The following is a 23,859-nucleotide window of genomic DNA, read 5'->3' as shown; positions in this document are numbered from 1 at the left end:
AGTCCAAACAATGGAAAATATCAATAACATCACGGTACTTTTTGGAACACTTATCACTTTGTTACTCTCGGTTGTGGCTTATTTTATCAAGCAATTACACACCGATTTTAAGAGTATGGAAAAAGATTTGGTTGAAGTAAAAACAATGGCTTTAATCATCAAAACCGAGTTCAAAAGTGGTAACGATTTACTGAACCAAAAAGTAGAATACTTAGAAAAAAGAGTGAATAACATTGAATTAACAATTTTAAAAAATCAAGATTATGAAAAATAAAAATATGAATGTCGTAGATAGAACACTGGCACCAACTCCAAAATGGTTTAAAATTTTGAGAACTGTTGGTATTGCTTTGGCATCTGTTGGCGGAATTATCATCGCTTCGCCTATTGCTTTACCTGTCGGATTGGTTTCGGCTGCTGGTTATTTGGTCCTGGGCGGTAGCATTATTTCAGTGGTTTCTCAAACTGCTGTAAAATCGGAAGAAGAACCGAAAATAAATCCTTAAAAACGGTTAATAACCTACTTGAAAGCCCCATAATTTGGGGCTTTTTTTGTTTTTAGCCCTTAATAAATGGGAATTGCTTTGCTTTTCTTCGATTTATTTAAGTGGGCGGAATATATTGCACTTATGTTGGGGTTATATGGCTTTCATTTGTCAATCAAAATTGTGTTGGTTTATCGGAAAAAGAAATCCAAGGAAGCCCCAAACTTCAAATTTGACAGAGGTCATTCGGATAAGGGAGGAATCGGAGCTGTTTTTTTTGAGAGAATGCCTTTGAGGGGTTTTCTTTTGGAATCGGGTTTTGTGGCATTCTTTCAAAAAAAATTGCATCCATAGGGGTTTGGGGAAATGGAAGATTTCCCCAACTGAACTTTCCTAGTGCGTTGGCAGCAGCGAAACAAGTGTATCGTTTTTCTATTTGCTTATTTGGATTTTTCTGATTGCTTTCCTGGAAAAGTTGATGCCAGACTTATGAAAGAAAGATAATGCTTCCAACTTCAAATAGGTATCAATAAGACTGGTATGGCATCAGCTTTTTGGAAAAGCAATTACTGGGGAGGTGGTGGCAAATAAAAAACGATACTCTTGTGGGGAAATTTGATTTTTGAGGATGCCAGAATAGTGTTCGGTATTCAGGGTGTAGTATTCAGTAAAAAAGTTGTTGCGATACGGTATGGCATCTTCAAAAAACAATGCAAATATAGTTCCTATTTCGGGTGGGTGCGTTGGCTGTGGCGGCTATTTTACATAATGAAATTATAGTGCGAGTGCCCCGGGGTTCGGGGCGCTTGACCTATAATGTTGCCTTCATTATGTAACATAGCTTGGGGGTGTTTTTGGCTTTCGAGCGTTGGGAAACAGCTTATTACTTTTTCTATTAAACCAAAAAATCAATAGTAGAATCTAATAAAAAAGCAATGTGCTGTTATAGCGTTGGCAAAAGCCAAAAACACAGGAGCGTTGGCAGAGCGTTGGCTTGGGTGGGCGCAAAAAGGTCAGCGATAGCGTTCCTATTTCTTTTTTACAGTTATTAGTGAAATGAAGCAAACAAAGACTTGAGTTTAGGAATACTTGGACTAAATGAAAGTTTTGTGCAGGTGAATGAGATAATGACTTTTAAGGTTTAAATTTGGAACACTAAAACGCTAGAAATCTTTGTTGTTTTTTAGTTGTTTTCATATTAGAATGGTAAATCAGACCAATCCACTTCTTGAGGATCTTTAGATTTTAAAATTTTGGTTTCAATAGTTTCAATGAACTTTATAGTATTTGAAATATTATTGAAAATCAAAATGCTTTCGTTATAATTTAAAATGGGATTATCGTGTGCAAAACTTTTATTATTTCTAACATCATTAAAAGCATCAATAATATTAATCGAAAATCTTAATATCTTTTCAGCCATAATTGAGTCAATCAGTTTACTCGCAATTAAGTGCTTTACATACTTACCAAATAGACTATTTATTGGCTCATCTTTAACATAATTAAGATTGTGATTGACACAAAGTTGTCTGACATATTTGACAACAAAAGTATGAAGGCGGTCGAGTGCAACTTCGGGTTCATTTTTCTCAATACTCTCTTTAATAGACTTTGCCAATAAATTAAAATCTTTGTCGTCTGAATTCGCTTGTATTGCATCGATATTTTCTACAATACTTTCTTGTTTTAGACGTTCCGAAATTTTAACACATTCTTCGTACGTTTTTTCCTCTCCTCGATAGTCTATTTCTCCTCTATGAACTTTAGATAACCAGTATTCGCAAAATGCAGAAAGTAGTTTTCCGAAAATATAATCGGATTCGATTTTTATAAAAGCCCGTAGTCTGTTGGCTTTTGAATTAGAATTGTAGTGATATTTTTCATTATCAATATAGTAGCCAGTAACTTCAAAAACAAATTCCTGAAATGTTCTGTCTGAAAAATCCATAACATAGCCAGTTTTCATACCGAGAAATGTTTCAATAGTAGATTTTTCAATATATGTGAGGTTTGCCATTTTAAATGTTTTTTTCAACTTGAACTTAACAGCCTAACGCAGTTTTTAATCTTAGTATTTTTCTTTTTTTGCGGATAAATGCAAGATGAAATAATTTATTTCAATCAGTCAGTCTATTTAGAACTTCTTCAAGTTCCAGTGTTCGTTCACGTATTTTGTTCATAAAATTCATTGCTGAGGCAGATATTCCGCCACTACCAATTTTTAAATGTAAATCTTCAAATGAATAAATAAAGTCCTTTTCCAGCTCTATTTGATTTAGCCAATTTGATTGTGTTTTAATTAATTTCTTCTTTTGAGGTTCTTTAAGTTTTACAAGTAAAGATTGATAAATTCGGTTCATTTCTTTTTCCCATAAGTCTGAATGGGTTTTAATGGACTCTCCCCATTCGTAGTTGGTTGTCCATTCACAATTATCAAAGGATTTATCTATCCAATGAGCTTTTTCATCTGTGCTTCCAAGTGAAATACGCCCACCACGAACTTCTAATTTTTCATCCAAACTATCCAAAATCTTTGGTCCATTTTCAATTACCCAATTAGCACTTCTTTGGTCATATTCCATTCCGTGTGAAGCTTTGTTTAAAGTGCTAATTATGTCTAATAATGAAGTTTTCTCTGCAATTGTCAAAATTTCTTCTTTTGCTAATGCCTCAATTAATCTTGTCACAGAATATCTGTTACTTTCAATACTATATTTATCTGCTAAACTCCTTAATCTTTTTTCAATTTCAATTCTAAATCCAACTAAAGCTAATTCTTCATTCTGTTCTGCAATTTCAATAAAGGAAAATGTATCTGAATTTGTTGTAGTGATTTCTTTTATTTCTGTTTTTCCATCACTTTTAATTAGACCTGCTTTTATTGCTTCTTCTTCTAATTTTTTGAAATCTTGAAATTCAACTTTAAGTCCGCCTGGTAATTCAACCGATTTTAAAAGAGGTTCAAGCCACGGTATTATTGCAATAATTATTAGTGTAATAAAAATAGCATCTATTTTTAGGTTTGGAAAAAATAAGTGAATAAGTCCAACTAAAATAGCCGAAACCGTGATAAATATTTGCGTTTTCCTTTTTGCCGTCATATTCGTAGCTTTTTGGTAAAATTTCTATCCGTTATTAAAAACGTAAAATGTTTAATTCTATATTATTTTCTTAATTTAGCGTATGCACTGTCCGACATAGCTTTGCGTTCAGGCTTTGTGTTCAGGCTGGTTTTAGAGTACAAAACTGTCTACTAGTGATGAACTTGAATAGGTGCACAAGGTTTCAAGTTTGCACATCAGTCCATCTGACGCAAACCCTTATTAGTGACAGGTTTTTTCTATTCGCAAACCTTTTTGCAATATTCTACTTGCCCGTTATACTCTTTTTCGATATGTTTTAAAATTGTTTCGCAAATGTCTGTGTAATCCTCGTCTGTTATTGGTGCTTGTTCCGTCCTCCAACCACCGTGTGATAAGTCATTTATTAAGGTGTAGGATTTTGTGTCTGTTGGGATATTCTCTTTAATGTATTCCGCAATACTGTCTGTTGAAATATCTATTCGCTCAAATTTAGTCAACGTTTCTATGATATGTCTAATTGAATTTGCAGTGGTATGTGATGGGTCAGTTCCTTTTCTGGCAATTTTATAAACATCCATCAAATGATGAATATATGGAACGGTCAAGTTATTGTTGAAGTCTTTTAATTCGCTATTTTTTAATAATAATTTTTTGTCAACAATATTGTTGGAAGCCAAAACTCTCATAAAATCATTGTTATGAGTGAATATCAATAATCGTTCTCTTTCAATTTTGTCAATAATTTTGCCAATATCCCTAATTACACCACACAAAGTATAAACGTGTGAAAAATCCATACTTGAAATAGGATCGTCAATTACAAAGAATAATTTTGTGTAATCATCTTCGTTTTCAATTTTTAAGTGAGTATCTCCGATATAGTATGCAAAAGCAACAATATTTTTCTCGCCTTCACTTAATATGTTTTTTGCTTGATTTTTCTCTAAAATATTTTTATGGAAAATTAATCTAAATGTTTCTTCATCCAATGTATATTTTTCAGCGAAAAAATAATTCAAAACCTTTTTAATTGTGGATGCAACTTTGTCTTTCTTGCTAACTTTTTGTTGTTCCTGCTTTTTCTTTATTTCAGCTTTTAAATTTTGATATTCGTTTCGTAGTTTGTTGGAACTTTTGATATTTGTTTTGTGAGTTTCTATAAGATGATTAAATGTACTTCTTATAATATCTCTTCTAACTGCTTTGTTTTCTTCTCCTATTCTATTTTTCTTTGCATTAATAGAATTTATTTCAATATTGTTAGCTTCAATATTGCCATTTAAAATTGTTTGATTTTTTTCAATTGATTGAATTAATTCTTCGCTAATATCAATATTTACTTGAATATTTTTTGTTTTTGCATCTAAAATGGCTATTAAACCATCTAAAATCTTTTTAAGATTGGAAATATCAATGTTAACTAACTCTATTTCTTCACAAGAGGGAATATATTTGGTTTTGAAAATATTGTATTCATTAATTCTTTTCGTATTGTTTATTTCGGTATTGTTTAAAATTACTATTTGCTTATTTACTATTTCGACATAGTTTTTAAATTGCTTTATTGTTTTTGCTTCAGTATCGTTTATATATTTAGTGTAATTGTCAATTAATTCAATTGCAGTATCTTTTAATTCTTGCTCACAAAATGGACAATTAGCATTTTGCTCTTTTTTTGACAACAGTTCCATTCCAATTTCAACGAAATCCTGTTTATCTTTTATTTTTTTCTTGAACTCTTCTGCTAATGAGCTTAAACTATATTCTTTAGAGCAATTTTCTCTTATATCGCTTAATAAATTTATATCAATGTTCAATTTTTCAATTTCAACAATGTCTATCAAATTTTCAGGAACTGACTTGATTTTATTATAATCCTCAAGTAGTCCTTCAAAAGTTTTTTCAATTTGGAATGTTTCATTATCGATGCTATTGACAATGTTTGAATAATCAAGAATTTTATAATCCCCTAAACGTTTAATATCTCTTATGTCATTTATATTTTCTTCTACATAAGTTCGTATTTCTTTTTCTATTTGTTGAGTTAATTCCTTGCCTTCTTTTTCTATTTTTGCAAGTTTCTCTTCATCGTCTTTTAAGTCAATATTTATTTTACCTAAAATAAAACCTTCTATTTCACTATCTTTCTCATAGCTTAATGCTCTTATATTTTCTTCAACATAATCTTGGTTAAAAGTGTGATAAAGGTATTTTGTTACTGGTAAGATAGGAATTTGTCCTTTATTTATTTCAATATTGAAAGTTTCTTGAACAATTCCATCTTTGTCAGTAATTGAAAAGGCAATTTTACCACTGTCTTTTCCAATTGAGATTAGTTTGTCAGTTGGACTTGTGCCATCAAGTTCTAATTCAAGTTCCGTTGATTTTTCTGTAAGTCTAAAAAGTCTACTAATGAATGTTTTTCCACTACCATTGTTTGCAAACACACCAAATTTCAGAGAGTTTGAAGAAATTTCTCTCGTCAAATTTTCAATAGGTGCAATGTTTTGACATTGAATTTTTGTTTTAATTTTGTCTGCCATTGTCTTGGTTTATCGGTTCAGGTAGTTTTGCCACTAACTTATTAATTACTATTCCTCCATTTACTTCATTGCTTTTATAACTCTTGAGTAATTTAACCGTATCTTCTGTAATTAACTACGCCGTTCCTCTCTGGTATAAATGTTTTTGAAAATCTATAAACAGCTCTCTCACTTTCGATAAATCTCCTAATTGTGCTCCTGCATCTTCGAAAGATTGGTATTTGTTGGTAAGCAAGATTGGTAGTTTCTCCTGGTCCAGTTCTTCTACACCCGTTTCAATGTATTTGCTTAAAACAAACTCGATAAATTCTTTTTGTTTGTCGTTGAGTAATACAAAAATAGTGGCTTGTGCTGCTGCTACTCGTTCTTCTCTTGTAATTGGTTTTATATCACTATTGAAAACATATTCCAGTACGTCAAAAATATCGCTTTTCTCAGCATCAATAAGTGTTTGAAGTGTGGTTAATTCGTCCTTGCCAAAACCTGCTTCGTCTAATTTCTCCAGCAATGTTTTTCGGGTTAACGGGTTACTCCAAAGGGTTCGCAATTCCTCTTCGCTTTTGAAAAAATCAGGAAGTGAGCCAAATAAGTTTTGCATAAACTCTTCTGATGAAATTGGTGTTCCATCGGCACTCCAGAATGAAGTGGAAATCATATGTTGGATTTCTAATTCTTTACCGTTCTTTAATTTAACCTTTACTTTCTTTTTGCAAATACAAGGACTTTGCTCGCATTTGAGGCAAGGAGGTGGTGGTTCATTCACACAAATACAAGGTTGTTGTCCGCAAATTGAGCAAGGTTTTGGAATTGGTTTATCACATCCACAAGGAGATTGACCACAATTTAAACACACTTCTTCTTCAATAGGTTCTCCGTCCCATTCCGGGTCAGCAAAATGGTGGTAGGCATCTACAAAATCATAAATGGTAAAAAACTCTTTGCCGTCAAATAAACGGGTTCCTCTACCTACGATTTGTTTGAACTCAATCATTGAATTTACTGGACGCATCAAAACGATGTTTCTAATGTTTCGAGCATCAACCCCAGTAGAAAGTTTTTGAGAAGTGGTCAGGATGGTTGGTATTATTTTTTCATTATCCTGAAATTCTCTTAAAAACTGTTCGCCAATTTCACCATCATTGGCCGTAACACGAACGCAATAATTAGGGTCTTTGGAAGTTTTGTATTGATTGACTAGATCGCGAACGGCAGCTGCGTGTTCCTGTGTAGCGCAAAAGATGATTGCCTTTTCTTTTTGATTGGCTTCATCCATAAATATTTTTACCCGTTTGGCTTCACGTTCTTTAATTTCAATGATTTTATTGAAATCTTTTTCTTCGTAGCGTTTTCCCTCTTCAATTTCTCCTTCGATTATATTATCGTCGCTGGTGTAGATATAATCATCAAGAGTGGTCTTAATGCGTTTTACCTTAAATGGTGTCAGGAAACCATCATTTATACCTTCTTTGAGTGAATAAATATAAACGGGTTCGCCAAAATATTTATAGGTATCAACGTTGTCTTTTCGTTTTGGTGTAGCCGTTAATCCTAATTGTACCGCAGGAGAAAAATAATCTAAAATACCTCTCCAATTTCCCTCATTGTTTGCACCACCACGATGACACTCATCAATGATAATGAAATCGAAATAATCCGGAGGATAAGCTCCAAAATAAGGTGCTGGATTTCCCTCGGCATCCGTACCACTCATAAAGGTTTGAAATATGGTAAAGAAAATACTTCCGTTAGTGGGAACGCTTCCTTTTTTACTTATTTCTTTGGGGTTAATTCGTACTAATGCATCTTCCGGAAAAGCAGAAAAAGAATTGAATGCCTGATCCGCCAGTATATTTCTATCTGCTAAAAACAATATTCTAGGTCTGCGACTTCCGTCACGCTTTAAATTCCAACGGGTTTGGAATAATTTCCACGCAATTTGAAAAGCAATGGCTGTTTTTCCTGTTCCTGTGGCTAATGTCAATAAAATGCGTTGCTCGTTATTAGCCAATGCTTCCAAGGTGTTTTTAACTGCTATTTCCTGGTAATAGCGCAATTGCCAAGAACCTCCTTTGTCTTCAAAGGGAACGGAAGCAAATTTTTCTCTCCACTCATTTTGAACGGCAAATGTTTTGTTCCACAGTTCATCGGGAGAAAGGTAGTTTTCTACTAAACCTTCGGCACCTGTTTTCATACAGATGCTATAAATTTCTTTTCCGTTACTGGAATAAGTCGTTTCCAGTTTTAATTTTTCGGCATATTGTTTGGCTTGTGCCACGCCTTCGCCAACACCTAAATTATCGCTTTTAGCTTCCACAACAGCGAGTTTAATCCCTTTATAAACCAAGATATAATCAGCAATTATTTTCTTGCTTCTTGTGCCTCCTGTTTGTATTTTACCAGCGGTTATGTTGTATTCTCTAAGGATTTTAGATCCTTCTATAACACCCCAACCACAAGCTTTTAACTTTGGGTCAATTAATTCTGCTCTAGTTTCGGCTTCATTCATAAATGCAGTAGTATAAAATAGAAAAGTAACCTGAACGGTTACTTTTTCTCTATTGAATCATTAGTCTTTATTAAAAGGTCTTCTTTCACCAAATCATTTACATTGATGGTTGGTATAAAGAATTTATTGAAAGGTGTATTTTCTGTTTTAGCGTGTAAAACTCCTCTCAGAGTACCAACCGTAAGCATCACAAGATGTCTAGCTAATTCTTTTGGCAGTTTTAGCTCTTTCGTATCGCTATTGAATAAATTTTTCCAATGTTCTTCAATGATTTCGAAATGACATCCTATTTCTAATAATAGAAAAGGGCTTTTATCCTGACTAAAGTTTATGGCTAACAAGGGAGTAATAATTCTTTTATCGGTGTTGAAACCAAAACGAAGTCCGGTTCCTAATTCGAAATTACTCTTCGCTTCGTCAAAAGCACTTTCTATGACTGCGAATTGCTCCGTCGTTATTTGGCGTAATCCAAATGTTATTTGATCTTTATTTTCCATTAGGCAGCTAATCCGTAATTTCCTTCTCCTACTACTTCAACTTTTTCGTATGAATAAGGTGTAGTAATAGTAGTAGCGGGTGATTTAATATTTAACTTTTCAAACCAAGAACTCACTGTCTCATACTGGACTGTTTGAGTAATTATTGCTTTTGGCACTTCAATCAATTTGATGTTTAAAATGCGTTGTACTTTGCAAATGGTTTCTATTTGCAAGTTCTCTTGCCCTTTCAATAATTTATTTACATATTGAGCGGAACAACCCATAGCTTCCGCTAATTCTACTTGACTTTTTGGATATACATTTGCTTTTTTATTAGCACTCAAAGTAGAGGCTACTCTAACAGCAACGCTAAAAGAAACATCCAGCCAATCTTCGTTTTCCTCTTGCCATTTCGCTTTTTCAAGCCAGCCTGAACTTTTCTTTGAAACGTGTTTCAAAAAGTTTTCGATGTTTTTATTTTTTTCCATAATTAAAAGCATATTTCAAAAAAGGATTCTAAATCATAAACTCCTATAGTTTTTAAATAATCACGGCATTGATTAATTTTAGTTCTTTCTTTTTCTCCGTGATTTCTGTCCTCCATATTTTGAGTTAGTTTTATCATTCCTCCTGTAATTACATAAAGATCTTCTTCGTCTTTTTGAGTGATTTTTAAGGCGTATAAACGCAACCAACTTTGCTTGGCTTTTTGGCGTTGAAGTAAGGATAATTGGTATTCATTATTATATAAATTAGCAAAGAACTCATTTAATTGATGCGGATTTGAATTAGCTAAAGCCAACATTTTTCTTCTAAATTTTTTTACTTCTTCTCTTGTCTTTTCAACAGCTTCTTCTACAGTAAAAGTTCCTTTTAAGTCAGCCTCATTTTCTGTAAAGAAATCAAATAGAAATAATTGATTTTTCCAATCATCAAATACACGCTCCAATTCATCAAATTCCTCTTTGGGAAATTGAAAGGCATATAAATTGGGTACAAATGTAGGAACTATTTCCATATAATCAACCTGTGGGTTTATTTTTTTAATTTTATTTAACTATTTTAACTTTAATTCTCTAGCAAATGCTTTGTGCAAGATACTCTTTTTTAGCTCTTCTAAATCAGCAATTTTCTTAATGTAAATAGCCTCTAATTTTTTAGTTTCAACTTGTAATATATCAAGCTTCTTTGCTATGGCTTGTTGTTCTGTTAATGACTTTGGAAATTTAAGGCTCAACGTTTCCCATTTACCTTTGTTAATAATTGGCAAAGTAGCTTGAGCAGAGCTTTTAATCACACTATCATAAAAGTTTTTTGACCTTAATGCATAATAAAAAAATTTTGGATAAAAATCTTTACTAACTGTAAAAGAATTTATCTGCTGATTACTTGTAACATCTCTATCAACAAAACCAACTTTTCCAATAGTTGCGCCTATGCAAACCATTAGAATAGAATTTTTAGGCATTAATCTTGTTGATTTTAGACCTTTCTCGGTTAGACCTACATTATCATATCTGATACTGCCATCACTTTTGAAATCTACATCAGCGGGTTTTATAAAAGGTATGAAATTTCCATAATTATCTTTTTCAGCAGTTTTTGGAGTTGTTCCTGTTTGTGCTTTACCAATATCTTTTAGCTTTTTTTCTTCCCAACCTTTATCTCCATTACTAAAAATGTTTTGCAAACTACTTTCAAACAATTCTTTTGAGTTTTGCAGGTTTTGCTCTGCGTTAGCTTTTGCTTGATCTATGGCTTGGAATGTTTCATCTAAAATTGAAACGATTTGTTGTTGTTCTTCGAGTGGCGGAAGTGGAATTTTAATTGCTTCGATCTGGGCTTTATTAATAGAGTTAAAAACCGCTCCAGTATTACCCACAATTTCATTTTCGTGTTTCAATAAAAAATTAAACAAATATTCTTTATCAATCAATTTAGTAGCTCTAATAGCGGCTAGTCCTCGTCCAATACATATATTCTGTGTAGAATAATTTATTGGGCCAACTGGAGCCCTAACAGACATTAATATGTCTGACTCTTTCGCTTCTTTAGTAATTTTACTTGTCCAAACTTTTGGCTCTCCTATGAACTTGTCTCCAAACTCTTTTTTACCTTGATAAAAAGGTAAACCTTTTGCTTCAGAATTATAATATTTTCCTTCAGGTGATTGTCCTGCAATTACAATACAAACTTCTCCAAGTCTTTTTATTTCCCAATCTTGTTTCATAGTAATTCCAGAATTGAGTTGAGTATCGTATTGCTTTCTTGGTCAAGCGTTTTCATTTCTTCCAAAATTGCTTCGGGCTTACGCAAGGCAACTTCTTCTTTTTTATTTGGGTTTTTGGCACTCAAATCAAAAGTGGTTGGGTCAATGTCTTTTATATCAACAGACCAAGAGTTTTCAGTTTCGGCTTTAGTTTTTTGTAAGGCTACAAAGTCAGCTAAATCTTTTTCGTTCAGCGCATTGGTCTTACCCAAGTTTCTATCCAAGTTCAGTTGGTAAAACCAAACCTTTTTGGTAGAAGACCCTTTGTCAAAAAACAAGACTACGGTTTTTACACCCGCTCCTGTAAAGGTTCCTCCCGGCAAATCTAATACCGTATGCAGGTTGCAGTTTTCTAACAGTAACTTTCTTAAACTTATAGAGGCATTGTCGGTATTACTCAAAAAAGTATTTTTTATAACGACACCCGCTTTACCGCCTGCTTTCAAAATCTTCACGAAATGCTGCATAAATAAGGAAGCAGTTTCTCCTGTTTTTATAGGAAAGTTTTGTTGCACTTCGGCACGTTCTTTTCCGCCAAAAGGAGGATTTGCCAGTACAATATCGTAGCGGTCTTTTTCTTGTATGTCAGCAATGTTTTCGGCAAGCGTATTGGTGTGTAAAATATTTGGTGCTTCTATACCGTGAAAAATCATATTCATCGTCCCAATAATATAGGCTAATGATTTTTTCTCTTTGCCGTAAAAGGTTTTTTTCTGTAAGGTTTCGGTATCTTTAGTCGTTAGGTTTTTGCTGTGTTTCAAAAACTCAAAGGCTTCACACAAGAATCCTGCTGAACCTACTGCACCGTCATAAATGGTATTGCCAATTTCTGGAGCCACGACCTTTACAATGGTAGAAATCAGAGGACGAGGCGTGTAATATTCGCCACCATTGCGACCAGCATTCCCCATATTTTGTATTTTGGATTCATACAAATGGCTCATTTCGTGCTTTTCGGCGTGTGTACGGAAACGCAGTTGGTCAATATGGTTGATTACTTCTCGTAGATTGTAACCGCTTTGGATTCTGTTTTTTAGTTCGGAGAAAATCTCGCCTACTTTATATTCAATCGTGTCGGCACTGTCAGCAGATGCTTTGAACTTTTTGAGATAGGGGAATAATTGAATGTTGACAAAATCGGCAAGATCATCTCCTGTCAAAGCTTTGTGATGGTCTAATTTACCTTCGTTGTCTTTTGGTGCTGCCCAAACATTCCATTGGTATTCTGAATCAATGATATTCGTATAAGTTTTGCCTGAAAGAAGTGCAGCTGTTTCTTTGTCCTTTTCTAAATCGTCGAGGTATTTCAAGAACAATACCCAAGAAGTCTGCTCTACATAATCTAATTCACTTCCGCAACCAGCATCTTTGTGCAGGATGTCGTCTATATTCTTGAAGGTTTGTTGAAACATTATATTGTGATGTGATTTATTTTTTTGATTTTAAATTGTCTGTTATTTCTGCTCAAAAACTCCTAACTCTTTAGTCACTTCAAATAACTGCTGTTTGGGAGTAATTTTACTTCTTGGCTTTATTTCAATTGTGTCGACAGTGTCGGCACAATTGGGAATGTTTTTTATAATAGATCCAATTTAGAGTATGTATTACAAATCTGAACCTACATTCTACAATATTACGAAAAAGGTATTGATATAAAAATGAGGAAAACCGTAAACGGATGAAAATAAATGAAAATAAGGGAAAATAAATTTAGGGTAAGGTTGGTACCCTAATTTGAGATAAAAGATTTTTTATTTTTTTAGGATAAAAAAAACGGATTTATACGACTGTATGAGTGCAAACTGGAACTACTACTTTACTAATTTGCTTTGTTATGGTCTTATATTACCCGATTGTTTGACAAGAAAAAAAACATAAAATGTTTGTGCCGTTTTTTGGGTACCAACCTTACCCTATAAAAACAAAGAATTTTGAAGCAAATAAAAGTAAAAAACATTAAAAAAGTGGAAACGTTAGTTTTCCACTTTTTTAAGCGATTTTTGTTCGCAGTTTTTACAGATTAATTTTTCAATTATTCTTGAATTTCTTTATTACTATAATCTACTTCTTCATAGCTGTTTTCTTTAACTGCATAAACAAATAATCCGTTTTTTTTAAGTCTTATAAAATTGTGTTTTTTGAGTGCTTTTCCAAGTTTGTTAATTGTGTTATCATTAATGTTGATTTTTGTTCTATCTACTAATTTTGAGGCTATTTGAGAAGCATTTAAAAACGATTGAGCATTTTCTACCTCGCAGGGTTCAAACCACGTTAAAAGCAATTCTTCCTCTGGGCTTCGTAGTTGATATTGTTCGTTATTCTCGGTGATTGATTTTATTTCTTCCTGGTCGAACCAATGTCTAAAACCACTTTTGAAAAGAAACAAAGCTTGTGAAAAAGCTAGATTAATATCGACATCGTGCTGGTATTTGATGCCTTCTAACTCAAAACAAAGAAATCGTCTACTTCCTGTACTGTCATTCAAAAATTGGGCTGTGTTGACACTTCCTGCAAACGATGCCCTTCTGGGCATTGTTTCGTTATTGTGTCCGTAGGCTTTTCTCATTCTTATTTGGGTTTTTGTGATGATTTCTTTGAGTGATCCAATTTCGGAACGGTTTAGATTTTCTAGTTCGTCTAAGTTGATTAACATACATTCTGAAAGCTGCACCAATGTATCTTTATTATTAGGGTTTATGGTTCCAGAAAATAGATATTCTTTCAAAGGTTTGGGAACGAGTTTCTCTACCCAAGTCGTTTTACCTAAACCTTGTTTACCACTAAATACAATTACAGTGTGATTGATTACTTTATCATCGAGAACACAACCTACCATTGCTACTAACCATTTTTTGAAACATTGCTGCCAAAGTTCTTGTTTTGTGGTTGTTATGGTGTTGGCTAATTCGGTAATGTAATCGGTCTTTTCATCATAAGTTGGTAAGTTGAAAAAGTAATCTTCAAATGGATTGAACAGCACACAAAAATCAGAATAAAGCAAGTTTCGTAATGATGAAAGATTGGTTTTAATTCGACCTTTTAAACACTCTCTAAGCATAGAGTTTTCTATAAAATCATTCATTACATTCCACTTCTTTTTACCGAAATATTGGAACTCTAATTTACCAGAAACGATATTGTGCCGAAATACATATTTGTTTGATAAAAACAACTCTAAACGGTCAATTTGTGTTGGTTTTGGTTTGTCTTCGTCGTCTTCATCATCTAAAATAGTTGTTGTTTTTTGGGGTTTTTGAGTTGGTTTTTTAGGAGCTTCAAATTTCTCATTTTTACCGAACTCGTGAATATTTCCATAGGCACTATTTACTGCTTGAGTTACTTCTTTTTCATCATATCCAAAATCGGTTAAAATATATCCTAGAGCTTCTTGAAGCGATACGCCTTTACGGTTTAGGTTACACGCTAATTGATGGACGAATACGTTGCGACTACCATTCTCGAATTGCACTTTTTTTTCAGTGAATTTTATGCAGTGGTTGTATATTGCATATTGGTCTTGGACTGGTTCTGGTTGAGTTCCTTTGTCTATGCTTGGAATGACAATCTCGGGAATTTCGACTGGAATTGATGTAATAAAAACGGAAGCGTTCTCATTTAGATATAGATTTTCATCAAAAGAATAGAAACATAATCTTGTTACATCTTTCCCTGATTTGTCTATTTCCAATTTTAAAATATTCTCATAATGTGCTTGTACCAATAGAAACGCTTCTTTGTGATTGGCTTTATCTGAATTGATTTTGACTAGAATTTTCAATCCGTTTCCAGATGGACTTATGAAACTGGCAAAAGTGAACTCACTTTGATTGGCCAAATGCGAAGCATTTTGCAAATCGGTTTTACTTAATTTGTCGATGTCTAGAATAATACAATTTGAATAATCCGCTAGGAATTCCAATTTTCGACCTCCAACAAACTTACCCGAAGGTGTGAATGCTGGAAGTGATTTTTTGGCTTTGTTGTAAGCCTCTTCCTTTTTCTCAAGTAATGATTTTCTCAAGTAAACAATTGAATGTTTGTACTTTCCTGTTTTGATTTCTTCTAAAATTGTTGAAATTGTTTTGTGTTCTACAACCTCGTTGAAGTTTTTAAAGACTGTTACCATTTTTTAGGTTTTAAAATTTATTTTCAAGATTAGAAGTTTCCCTTTTGTGATTGGTTTGCAATCACAACTCTCGCAAGTTCCGTTACACTCTTTCATTTTATCTTCCTTTAAAAGATTTGTTGTAGTGCTCTGTTAAGAGTTTTTCAACATCGGACAATTTGTAATAGATTTTGTTTCCTACTTGACTAAAAGAAATTTTGCCTTCGTCTCTCCAAGTTTGAGCTGTACGTTTTGAAATTTTCATCAGTAAAAGAAATTCTTGATTATCAAGAAAGGTTTCTTTTTTCGGGTCAGCCTTGATAGAAATTTGAGATTGAATTGTGTCTAATTTGCTCATTAGATCTGTGAACTGGTCTTTTGTGAAGATAATTGCATCCATTTTTAAAAATTTTAAATTGTTATGGTGCAAATGGAAGAAATTAAAAAAAGTCCGATTAGACTTATTTGGTCTTATCGGACTAAAAAGTTTGTTAGACCTTATAGGTATTGAGAAGTTGAAATGTTAATTTTAGAAAAAATCGGACTACAGTTTTATTTTCCAATCATTATTTGGGTTCTTATCGGTTCGAGTTGGAGATAAATACGTTTGAATTGTAAGCATTGAAAGTTCATTTCCATTTTCGTCTAAATAATTATCACAGATAAATTTTGCAATTTCCTTTATCTTATGTTGAATGTAAGGTTTACCATTTGGTTTTACATCATTCATCATTTGCTTGTAGGCATCGGTTAAAATATTGATTGGACCATTCAAACGAATTTTAAAAGTTGGCTTTTTCTCTAAAATCATTTTGTTTTTTTCGTCTGCTTGCTCTTTCTCTAATTGACATTTTAGGATTTTCTCATTCTGAATTTGTTTCAATAAAGCTTTGCATTGTTTTTTGTAATCCAATAGTTTATTATTGATAAAATAGACTTCCGATTGTTTGTATTCGCAAATCTCCTCATTCAAATAAAGGATTTTATCTGGATAATTTGTTAGTGCTGCAATATGGGTTTTTACCTCCGAGAATGAAAAATAACGGTCTTCACTTTCTGCATTGATTAGTCTTTTTGGAGTTTTTACAACCGTTTCTTTTACGCTTGAAGATTGCAGTTCAGTTCGTTTTGCTTGAATTAAGGTATAGAGTTTTATGAATTTTGAATTGTTTCTGATCCCCTCAAATTGCTCTGAATTATTAGCCAGTAACTTTTCAAATTTATTTAACCATATTTCCGGGTTCTTCACCTGGTTGAATTGATAATCTATAAATGCAGGGAATTGAGATTGTCGCAGCTCTAAAATTTTAATGATTAAAGCATTACAATAGTTTTGAATGTTGATTTTGTCTTCAACGATTATATCAAATAAAGGATTTTTGGCTAGAGCCGTAGGCACTGCCAATAATTCTACAAACTCTGCGGTTTGCATATTTTGATCCTTTGAATTCAAATTGTGGTATGTGTTTTTTGTTATTCATTTGGTATTGAAAGGTAATTAAAAGCGGTTTTTAATTTGCTGCTTTTTGGAAGTCCTAGTGTTTTCAACTAGAGTTCATTTATCACTCGTTTCGAATGCTTTAAAAATTACTCGTTTTCTCTGTTGTAAATTTATAACATAAAAGAAATTCTTGTTAATGGATTTTAAATGAAGTTATTAACAATCGTTTAATGTCAATAAAATAGATACTTAACACGTTATTTAAAAAATATAGTTGTCAACCGCTTTATCCAATTCTTCGCTGATTATTTTGGCATATACTTGAGTGGTGCTGATGTCGCGGTGATCCATTAACTTACTCACGTGTTCAATTCTCATTCCGTTATTTAACGCATTTGTCGCAAAACTGTGTCGAGATAAATGGAAAGAAAGGTCGAAAGGTAATTTTATTTTTGTCCCCATTTTTTTAAGATGCCAATTTGCCAATTTATTGAAAGCTGCTGTTTGAAAATATCTTTTTGCTTCGTTGTTTAAATAGCCTTCTTTGTCCACAATAATCGGAAAGATAAAATCATCGTGATTAGCATTTTCCTTTTTGTATTTTTCTAAAATATCGATTGCTACTTTGCCAATTTTGAACTGGTGTACTCTTCCCGTTTTACGAATGTGTTTTTGAATTTTATGTTCAGCTTCATTGTAATTTGAATATTGCATTTCGATAACATCACTAAAACGCAATCCTCCTGCATAGATAGAGAAAAGGAATAAATCCCGCCATAGTATTGCTTTTTTGCCTTCTATTAGCTTTATTTGGGTTAAATCATCTATCTGTTCTTTGTTAAGAAATAATCTTTTAGAAGGACTAATTTTAAGTGTGATTTTACTAAACGGAAACATAGTTTCGGGAATTACTTCTTCGCGAATTGCATCTCTGAAAATGGTTCCTAGTACAATTATCGTAAGTCGCTGGGTTGTTGCTCCGTTTTTTAAAGTGTTTGCTAAATAGAATTTATAGTCGTTCAAAAGTGCAACCGTAACTTCATCAAAATAAACATCCTTTGTTCCCATATATTTTTCAAACTTTCCAACCTGTGATGAATACGCTTTATAGGTGGAGTAGGATAGGGAGCTTTTAATTTTTTCTAATCTCTTATAGGCATACTCAAAAAAGTTTGGCACTTCTTTACCCTTGATGGCTTCTTTGAGTTTTTTAACTGATACCGTTTTTATTTTACGTTCCATATCGGCAACCTGACCTTCAGCATCGGCAATCTTTTGAGATAATGCAGCATTCATCCGGGCACTGTTGGAATGGTTCTTTTTTACTTTCTGCTTTGCTTCATCCCACTCGTTCTCTTTTAGCTTCACTCCAGCAGTGATAAATTTCGTTTTTCTATCTTTTATAATTCGGATATACAAAGGGCTGTGTCCTGTTTGGTCTGCCTGATGCGTTCTTAAAATTAGTTTTACTGATGCCATAAGATTAGGAATTTAGAAATGTTATACTATATTTGTAAAGCAATGCAAAGTGGTGAAAGTATTGTAAACACTAGGTTTTCAATTGGGTGCATCGTGATACGAAGGTACAACATTAGGTATAACAAAACAAGTATTTAGTTGCTTTTTGATGCTTAAAATTGCATTGTTCATTTTTATAAAGTCAATAAATACAACACTTTAAGTGCAAATTGGAGGGTTGGATGAAAAGTTGTAGATAACTTGTATATATATCTGACAACATCAGACCTATCACCCCAAATATGGCTCGCTTTGTCTGACAATGGTGGTCTTTTTTGCTTTTGCTAATATATAGAAATAATCTTATAAATGACTAGAAGTACAATTGTTTAAACACAAAAAAACGGCGTTTAAAGTTCATTTAAACGCCGTTTAATTTCATATAAAAGAAGTTGTTTATCGAATTGCTTTTACAAACTCAGCAATCTTCCCAGTTCCGTTTTCGGTTAAATGGGTGATAAAAGCACTTCCTATAATTGCTCCTTTGGCAAATTGAGTGGCTTGATTGAAGGTTTCAGCATTGTTGATTCCAAAGCCAATTACTTGAGGATTTTTTAAATTCATTCCTGCAATGCGTTTGAAATAATCTTCTTGGACGATTCCAAAACCAGATTGTGATCCCGTAACACTGGCGGAACTCACCATATAAATAAAACCATCAGATACGCTGTCAATAAAATGGATGCGCTCATCAGAAGTTTGTGGCGTAATCAAAAACACATTGATTAATCCGTATTTTTCAAAAGTTGCTTTGTATTCATCTGCATATACATCAACTGGAAGATCTGGAATAATTAATCCATCGATGCCAATTTCGGCACATTTCTGGCAGAAATTCTCGATTCCGTATTGTAACATTGGATTGAAATAACCCATAATCACTAAAGGAATGGATACCGTTTTACGAATGTCCTTTAGTTGGTCAAACAAAACTTGTGTCGTCATTCCGTTGTGTAATGCTTGGGTAGAACTTGCTTGAATCGTTGGTCCATCGGCCAATGGATCACTGAACGGCAATCCAATTTCAATCATGTCCACACCATTTTTTTCTAAATCCTGAATGATTTGTACGGTATCGTTGAGGTTAGGATATCCCGCCGAAAAATAAATGGAAAGTATCTTTTTAGTCTCTTGTAATTTTTGATTTATTCTGTTCATTTTAATATAATTTTATTTATTCCCGCTAGGGTTCCAAAACCTTGTGGGTATTATTTTGTAGTCAAAATTTGGTTTTAGAAACCTAGTAGGTTGTTTAAATCGGAACTATTTTTCTGGATTATTAACTTTCAATATAAATCCAGGCCGAAAGTCCAGATTGCAATGTTATTTGAATTCTTTTATATGCATTAGATTCGAATAGATCTGCTTTAGTCAGATCTTCATTTGAAACAGTAAAAACAATACCATTTATTTCATCCGAAGGATTTTCGCTTGGTGTTGCTACAAAATAATCTGCCATTCCAAATTCTTCTTCTATTTTCAGATCTTTTAGTTTATAGCCTTTGAGTTGGTCTTGTGTTCCAGTCAATAGCTTGTTAAAAACCTGCATTTGAATTTCTTTAGACTGTAATGTTCCGTAAGAGAATATATGTTCCATAATACTATTTTTTCTCGTTATTTATTTGCGTTAGGGATAGGAACGGCATCCTTTTTTGTGGTTTTTTCTACCACAAAAAAGATATAGTGTATAGCCCGACCCGACTTTTTTTGGGAGGGTAACGCCCAAATTATTCTTCTGTTATAATTTAAAATAATCGATATACGTATTCAAATCTTTATCGCCTCGACCGGAAAGATTGATGACTACCACATCTTCCGGTTTGAATTTCATTTCGTCCAGAACGGCAAAGGCATGCGCACTTTCAATGGCGGGAATTAATCCTTCCATTTGAGATAATTTGATTCCCCATTGCATCGCTTGATCATCGGTAATTGAGATGAATTGCGCTCTTCCGGTGGCATATAAATTTGCATGCATAGGACCAACTCCCGGATAATCCAGTCCTGCTGAAATGGAATACGGTTCGGTGATTTGTCCATCCGTGGTTTGCATCAACAATGTTTTGCTTCCGTGAATAACACCCACTTTTCCTAAGGCAGAAGTTGCGGCACTTTCGCCAGAATCAACTCCTAAACCTGCTGCTTCAACTGCAATAATATTCACGTTCTCATTATCCAGAAAATGATAATACGTCCCGGCTGCATTGCTACCACCACCTACGCAGGCAATCACATAATCCGGATTTTTACGACCTTCTTTTTCTAATAATTGTTCTTTAATTTCCTTAGAAATCACACTTTGGAAACGAGCGACCATATCGGGATATGGATGCGGTCCTACGACAGATCCGATAATATAATAGGTGTCAACAGGATTGTTAATCCAGTCGCGAATGGCTTCATTAGTAGCATCTTTCAAGGTTTTTGAACCTGACATTGCCGGACGAACTTCGGCACCCAACATTTTCATACGAGCCACATTTGGCGCCTGACGCTTGATGTCGACTTCACCCATGTACACGATGCATTCCAGTCCCATTAAGGCACAAACTGTAGCTGTTGCAACTCCATGTTGACCAGCTCCGGTTTCAGCAATGATTCGTTTTTTGCCCAAGCGTTTGGCTAACAAAATTTGCCCAATCGTGTTGTTTACTTTGTGTGCGCCTGTATGACATAAATCTTCTCTTTTCAAGTAGATTTTAGTATTGTATTGTTCTGATAGGCGTTTTGCAAAATAAAGAGGCGTAGGGCGACCTACATAATCTTTAAGCAAGGCATCAAATTCAGCCTGAAATTCTGGTTCAGCCGTGATTTTTAAATAATTTTGGCGTAATTCTTCCACATTTGGATATAACATTTCAGGAATGAAGGCGCCTCCAAATTCTCCGTAATAGCCTTTTTCGTTGACGTTGTAACTCATTTTTTTTAAAGTTTATAAGTTTAAAGTTTCAAATTGTTCTGAAACTTTTTCAATATTTTTTTATCTTTTAATCCAGGCTCGATTTCAAATTTGCTATTTAGATCCAAAGCATGAATAGGTAAATTTGTTGTTAAAATTTCTTTTGTTAAATCGATTTCTTCTAAACCAATTCCACCACTCAAAAAGAATGGTTTGCTTGAAGGATAGTTTTCCAAAACTTTCCAGTCGAAAGTGGTTCCGTTTCCTCCGGGTAATTTTCCTTTGGTATCAAAAAGGAAATAGTCACAAACGGTTTCAAATGGTTTCAATACTTCAAAATTAAAAGAATCATCTACCGAAAATACTTTTATGATTTCACCTGAATTCTCTATTTTATTTTTCAAATCCTGACAAAACTCAACCGATTCCTGACCGTGTAATTGAATGGCTTGCAAATCGTATTTCTGGGCTTTCGCCAAAATAATTTCGACAGTTTCGTTTACAAAAACGCCTACTTTCTTTATTGATTTTGGCAATTCTGGAATTACACCATCAAAATACCGTGCAGATTTTTCCCAAAATATAAATCCCATATAATCGGGTAGGAGCGAACCTACTTCGAGTATATTATCGGGATATTTCATACCGCAGATTTTGAGTTTCATCTTTATAGTTTTGATATAAATTCGGTTGCTGCTTTACCGGCATTATCCGTTTTCATAAAGTTTTCTCCAATTAAGAATCCTTTGTAGCCAAAAGGTTTTAATTCGTTAATCGCCTCAATGGATGAAATTCCGCTTTCGGAAACTTTTACAAAATCATTTGGGATTTGTGCTGCCAATTGCTTGCTGAAATCCAAACTTACTTCAAATGTTTTTAGGTTTCTATTGTTGACACCAATCATGTCTAATGTTGGCATAATCGATTTTTCCAGTTCTTCCTGATTGTGAACTTCCAGTAAAACTTCCAGTCCTAAACTTTTAGCAAATTCAGATAAGGTTTTAATTTCCTCTCTTGTTAAAACGGCTGCAATTAATAAAATTAAATCGGCTCCGTGAGCTTTGGCTTCTAAGATTTGATATTCGTCAACAATGAATTCTTTTCTCAATAACGGAATGTTGACTGTGGCTCTTGCCAAAAGTAAATCATCTAATGAACCGCCAAAATATTTTCCGTCCGTTAAAACTGAAATCCCGCAAGCTCCTGCATTTTCATATCCTTTTGTTACTTCTTCAACCGTGAAGCTATAATTTATTTCAGCTTTGGAAGGTGAACGGCGTTTGTGCTCTGCGATAATTCCTGAGTTGCTGTTTCTTAAATTATCGCTCAAAGAAATCGTCTTTTTTTCGAAGAAAACCGATCCTTCCAATTGTGAAACAGGAATTATTGATTTCTTGAGAATCACTTCTCTTTTTTTGTCAACTATGATTTTATCTAAAATGTTCATTCTTAATTTGTTTAACGTTTTCTTTGTTTAAGGTTTAAAGTTCTATGATTATTTAACAACTTTAAACTATTTTATTCACTTAACTCTTTCAATTTCTTCAAAGCTACAAGTCCTTTTCCGGATAATAAACTTTCTTTCGCTATTTGAAATCCTTCTAAAGGAGAACATTTTGTAACGGTTGCAATTGCCATTGCAGCATTAGCACAAACTACATTGTTTTGAGCTTCAGTTCCTTTTCCAGAAATGATATCAGTAAATATTTGAGCAGATTCTTCGATAGTTTTCCCACCTTCGATTTCGCTTTGTGATAAAAGGCGAACACCAAAATCTTCCGGATTTAGCATTCCTTCCATGGAACTTGTAATCGTTTTTGTAGGTCCTGTCAAGGAAACTTCATCATAACCGTCAAGGGAATGCAAGATGGTGAAATTAGTATCTGTGTTTTGGTACAAATACGCATACATCCTAGCCATTTCTAAATTAAAAACACCGACTAATTGATTTTTTGGAAACGATGGATTAACCATTGGTCCCAACATATTAAAGAAGGTTTTTACGGCCAATTCTTTTCTAATTGGTCCCACATTTTTCATGGCCGGGTGAAATAACGGAGCATGTAAAACACAAATCCCTGCTTGGTCGATACATCTTTCTAGGAAATCAGTATCATTACTGAACTTGATTCCCATTTTCTCCATCACATTACTGGAACCAGAAATAGAAGAAACCCCATAATTTCCGTGTTTTGCCACTTTTATTCCTGCTCCTGCAGCCACAAAAGAAGCCAAAGTTGAAATATTGAAGGTGTCTTTTCCATCACCGCCCGTTCCACACAAATCGATGGTATTATAAGCTGATAAATCCACACGGATACAAAGTTCCAACAATGCCTCCCGAAAACCTGCAAGCTCTTCTATACTAATGCTTCGCATCATATAAACGGTAAGAAAAGAAGCAATTTGACTGGTATTGTAACTCCCGTTAGATATATTAACCAATACATTTTTTGCTTCTTCTTTTGAAAGCATTTCATGATTAATTAATCTGTTTAATATATTTTTCATTTTTATTATTTATCTTA

The 23,859-nt window shown here is 33.6% G+C and carries 21 protein-coding genes; 2 read left to right on the top strand and 19 right to left on the bottom strand.

The window, feature by feature from the left end; translation table 11 throughout:
• The first annotated feature begins 10 nt into the window (after positions 1–10).
• Positions 11–274, top strand: coding sequence for a hypothetical protein (locus tag T410_RS15040; protein WP_035673274.1), 264 nt, complete (start codon positions 11–13; stop codon positions 272–274).
• On the top strand, positions 264–506 hold the full coding sequence (locus T410_RS15035) for a hypothetical protein (protein WP_238567387.1): 243 nt from the start codon (positions 264–266) through the stop codon (positions 504–506). The genes T410_RS15040 and T410_RS15035 overlap by 11 nt, the downstream gene beginning before the upstream one ends.
• A gap of 1,177 nt (positions 507–1,683) precedes the next feature.
• On the opposite strand, the gene T410_RS15025 is transcribed toward T410_RS15035, so the two are convergent.
• The 19 genes from T410_RS15025 to trpD all read right to left on the bottom strand — a co-directional run bounded on the left by T410_RS15025 (position 1,684) and on the right by trpD (position 23,842).
• The gene (locus T410_RS15025) at positions 1,684–2,505 is read right to left on the bottom strand and encodes an abortive infection family protein (RefSeq protein WP_035673271.1); all 822 of its coding nucleotides are present in this window, start codon (positions 2,503–2,505) and stop codon (positions 1,684–1,686) included.
• Positions 2,506–2,605: 100 nt separating this feature from the next.
• Positions 2,606–3,589, bottom strand: coding sequence for a lysozyme inhibitor LprI family protein (locus tag T410_RS15020; protein ID WP_035673270.1), 984 nt, complete (start codon positions 3,587–3,589; stop codon positions 2,606–2,608).
• A gap of 239 nt (positions 3,590–3,828) precedes the next feature.
• On the bottom strand, positions 3,829–6,057 hold the full coding sequence (locus T410_RS15015; RefSeq protein WP_202963251.1) for an AAA family ATPase: 2,229 nt from the start codon (positions 6,055–6,057) through the stop codon (positions 3,829–3,831).
• 172 nt (positions 6,058–6,229) lie between these two features.
• Positions 6,230–8,620 (bottom strand): EcoAI/FtnUII family type I restriction enzme subunit R, encoded by a 2,391-nt coding sequence (gene hsdR / locus T410_RS15010; protein WP_035673264.1) that lies wholly within the window; start codon positions 8,618–8,620, stop codon positions 6,230–6,232.
• Positions 8,621–8,658: 38 nt separating this feature from the next.
• Entirely contained in the window at positions 8,659–9,117 is a 459-nt protein-coding gene (locus tag T410_RS15005) for a hypothetical protein (RefSeq protein ID WP_035673262.1), read from the bottom strand.
• The gene (locus T410_RS16585) at positions 9,117–9,587 is read right to left on the bottom strand and encodes a helix-turn-helix transcriptional regulator (protein WP_193743754.1); all 471 of its coding nucleotides are present in this window, start codon (positions 9,585–9,587) and stop codon (positions 9,117–9,119) included. Before T410_RS16585 ends, T410_RS15005 begins: the two co-directional genes overlap by 1 nt.
• Before the next feature lie 2 nt (positions 9,588–9,589).
• Positions 9,590–10,117, bottom strand: a complete 528-nt coding sequence (locus T410_RS14995) for a hypothetical protein (protein ID WP_035673259.1) — start codon at positions 10,115–10,117, stop codon at positions 9,590–9,592.
• 39 nt (positions 10,118–10,156) lie between these two features.
• Complete coding sequence (locus tag T410_RS14990) at positions 10,157–11,329, bottom strand: restriction endonuclease subunit S (protein ID WP_035673257.1); 1,173 nt, start codon at positions 11,327–11,329, stop codon at positions 10,157–10,159.
• Positions 11,326–12,780 carry a type I restriction-modification system subunit M gene (locus tag T410_RS14985; RefSeq protein ID WP_035673255.1) on the bottom strand — a complete coding sequence of 485 codons (1,455 nt, stop codon included), beginning with the start codon at positions 12,778–12,780 and terminating at the stop codon, positions 11,326–11,328. The genes T410_RS14990 and T410_RS14985 overlap by 4 nt, the downstream gene beginning before the upstream one ends.
• A 620-nt stretch (positions 12,781–13,400) precedes the next feature.
• Positions 13,401–15,494, bottom strand: a complete 2,094-nt coding sequence (locus tag T410_RS14980; RefSeq protein WP_035673253.1) for a VapE domain-containing protein — start codon at positions 15,492–15,494, stop codon at positions 13,401–13,403.
• 97 nt (positions 15,495–15,591) lie between these two features.
• Positions 15,592–15,873: a helix-turn-helix domain-containing protein gene (locus tag T410_RS14975; RefSeq protein ID WP_011964270.1), complete on the bottom strand. Its 282-nt coding sequence runs from the start codon at positions 15,871–15,873 to the stop codon at positions 15,592–15,594.
• 144 nt (positions 15,874–16,017) lie between these two features.
• The gene (locus tag T410_RS14970) at positions 16,018–16,905 is read right to left on the bottom strand and encodes a hypothetical protein (RefSeq protein ID WP_035673251.1); all 888 of its coding nucleotides are present in this window, start codon (positions 16,903–16,905) and stop codon (positions 16,018–16,020) included.
• 270 nt (positions 16,906–17,175) lie between these two features.
• Complete coding sequence (locus tag T410_RS14965) at positions 17,176–18,393, bottom strand: site-specific integrase (protein WP_035673244.1); 1,218 nt, start codon at positions 18,391–18,393, stop codon at positions 17,176–17,178.
• A 435-nt stretch (positions 18,394–18,828) separates the two neighbouring features.
• Positions 18,829–19,590 (bottom strand): tryptophan synthase subunit alpha, encoded by a 762-nt coding sequence (trpA, locus tag T410_RS14960; RefSeq protein WP_035673240.1) that lies wholly within the window; start codon positions 19,588–19,590, stop codon positions 18,829–18,831.
• 121 nt (positions 19,591–19,711) lie between these two features.
• Positions 19,712–20,029 (bottom strand): gamma-glutamylcyclotransferase family protein, encoded by a 318-nt coding sequence (locus tag T410_RS14955; RefSeq protein ID WP_035673237.1) that lies wholly within the window; start codon positions 20,027–20,029, stop codon positions 19,712–19,714.
• 141 nt (positions 20,030–20,170) lie between these two features.
• Complete coding sequence (gene trpB, locus T410_RS14950; RefSeq protein ID WP_035673235.1) at positions 20,171–21,352, bottom strand: tryptophan synthase subunit beta; 1,182 nt, start codon at positions 21,350–21,352, stop codon at positions 20,171–20,173.
• 20 nt (positions 21,353–21,372) lie between these two features.
• Positions 21,373–21,996 carry a phosphoribosylanthranilate isomerase gene (locus tag T410_RS14945; protein WP_035673233.1) on the bottom strand — a complete coding sequence of 208 codons (624 nt, stop codon included), beginning with the start codon at positions 21,994–21,996 and terminating at the stop codon, positions 21,373–21,375.
• A gap of 2 nt (positions 21,997–21,998) precedes the next feature.
• Complete coding sequence (gene trpC, locus T410_RS14940) at positions 21,999–22,778, bottom strand: indole-3-glycerol phosphate synthase TrpC (protein WP_035673231.1); 780 nt, start codon at positions 22,776–22,778, stop codon at positions 21,999–22,001.
• 71 nt (positions 22,779–22,849) lie between these two features.
• Positions 22,850–23,842 carry an anthranilate phosphoribosyltransferase gene (gene trpD / locus T410_RS14935; RefSeq protein WP_035673229.1) on the bottom strand — a complete coding sequence of 331 codons (993 nt, stop codon included), beginning with the start codon at positions 23,840–23,842 and terminating at the stop codon, positions 22,850–22,852.
• Positions 23,843–23,859: the final 17 nt, after the last annotated feature.

Source organism: Flavobacterium sp. 83, from assembly GCF_000744835.1.
Lineage (GTDB): Bacteria > Bacteroidota > Bacteroidia > Flavobacteriales > Flavobacteriaceae > Flavobacterium.
This window is presented reverse-complemented; position numbering and strand designations above follow the sequence as displayed.